The sequence below is a fragment of the Amaricoccus macauensis genome (genome assembly GCF_049800915.1).
GTDB lineage: Bacteria > Pseudomonadota > Alphaproteobacteria > Rhodobacterales > Rhodobacteraceae > Amaricoccus > Amaricoccus macauensis_A.
The window spans coordinates 1-2,038 of sequence record NZ_JBNAFY010000019.1; the positions used below are offsets into that span (position 1 = coordinate 1).

The 2,038-nt window shown below is 61.3% G+C and carries 1 protein-coding gene and 1 pseudogene; both read right to left on the reverse strand.

Annotated features, from left to right (window positions below):
* Window positions 1-334: 334 nt before the first annotated feature.
* Window positions 335-1,715: pseudogene (locus ACP15W_RS21085) on the reverse strand (ISNCY family transposase).
* Between the two features lie 116 nt (window positions 1,716-1,831).
* Window positions 1,832-2,038: transposase (locus ACP15W_RS21090; protein ID WP_424934819.1), on the reverse strand; the 207-nt coding region annotated here is incomplete at its 5' end.

Consider the following 2,038-nt stretch of genomic DNA (forward strand, 5'->3'; position numbering starts at 1 on the left):
TTCGCCGCGCGGCCCACGAATGGCCGCTCTGGCATCTGACTATGCCGCCTTGTCGCGCGGGCACCCCTGACGGATCAAGGCATTCCGCTGTCCGCGCGGCATAATCCAAAACGCGGCATTATGCGTCTTATGCCGATATCGGCATAAGACCCAGACGACCAAGTTCTACGCCAGGCAGTTGGACACGGTGACGCTCGATGAGGTAGAGCGAATTATTCTACGAAGTTTCAACAGCTTACAAATGTTGCAACCAAGTTGAAGTGTCGCGGATTGTGCAAAGTAGGAATGCCATGCCTGGGATTTTCGGGGAGCGCAGCCTGCCCGGGCGGAGACCTCATGTATCGGAGCCCTTGCAGGCTGCGCGGGCCTCCTGCTCGGCGCATTTTCGGGCGTGGCGGGCGTTGACGATGCTCGGTCGTCCCGGCGATGTCCGGCCCGTCGGCTCATACGTGGTGCGCTGCTTGCCCGCGCGTCGCGTCTTGGGGGGCGCCTTGTCCTGCTCTGCCTTGATGTATTCCAGGACCGCGCCGAGGCGCTTGTTCCCGGTGATCGCCGCATGGGTGACGCGCTGGTCCTTGTCGAAGACGGAGTAGGGCAGCGACACGCCCTTCCAGCGAAACTCCAATCGGCCGTCGGGGAACGCGTAGGTGTCGATGTATTTTCCGCCCAGATCCCGCGTGATCTCGTTTTCCTGCAGAATGATCCGTTTGCGTTCATAGGAGAAGGCCAGTTGCTGGCTGACATGGCGCTCATCGCGGCAACAGAGAATGTCCCGCAATCGGTCCGGCTCCACATTCAGCGACCGGTGCAGGTTGTCCGGGCGCCGCGGCGTCTTGGCGAACCTGGCGTTGGCGCGCGCGATGAAGCCGGGCAGGAAAGCATTGGCCGCTGCCATGTCCGAGATGCCGGCAAGCCGGAGCTCCTTGACCAGACGGTCCTGCAACATGCGGTTGGCGCGTTCGACCCGGCCCTTGGCCTGGGAGCTGTTGGCGCACAGGATCTCAATATTGAGATCGTTCAGAGCTCGACCGAACTGGGTCATCCCATGCCCGGACTTCGCCGCCTGGTTGGCCACCCGGAACACCGTGTGCTTGTCGCTGTAGAAGGCGACCGGGCGGCCATGGGCCAACAGATACCTCTCCAGCGCACCGAAATAGCTGATCGTGCTTTCAGACGTCACGAATTCCAGATGCATGAGCCGGCTGGTCGCGTCATCGATGAAGACCAGAAGCGTGCAGGGCGGCGCACGGTCTTCAAACCAGCGATGATCGGATCCGTCGATCTGGATCAACTCTCCCAAAACATTCCCGGCGCAGGCGCGGCTGATGAAACGTCCGGCGCTGCTTGCGCGACAGCCAAAGTCCATCCTCGGTCATCCATTTGCGCAGCGTCTCGCGCGAGACCTTCAGGCCGCAGTCTTCCGCAAGCTTCTCGGCCGCCAGCGTCGGGCCGAAATCCGCATAGCGCTCCCGGACCAGCGCAAGCGCGAGATCACGGACCGCAGGATCGATCCGGTTGTTCGACCGGCGCCCACGCGCCTTGTGGCGGATCGCCGCAGCGCCTTCGGAGCGAAACGTCTTCAGCAACCGCTGAACCTGCCTGCGGCTCAGTTCCAATACCGTCGCCGCCGTCACAACCGTCATCCGACCCTGAACGACCTGGCTCAGAACTTCGATCCGGTTCAGCTCCCGCGCGCTCATCTCGATCCATCCCACAGCCACACCCCGATCCGGTTGCAAAACAGGGGAAGTGTGCCATTTCTACTTTGCAGATTTGGGACATTCTAACTTTGTAGTGAAAGTTCCAGTCTGGTTGCGACATCGCCTGAAAATCATAGCCGCCTCAGTTCTTCGCGAAACGCTTCCGAGGGCGTTCTGTATCCGAGGCACTTCCGGGGGGTAGCATTGAGGCGATCGCAAATCGCCTTCATGGAGCGATTTGAGATCGACGTCAGTTGGGTGTCGCGGGGCAGGTCACGCCGCACCCGTCCATTGAGGTTTTCGACTGATCCCTTCTGCCAAGGCGCCTGCGGGTCGCA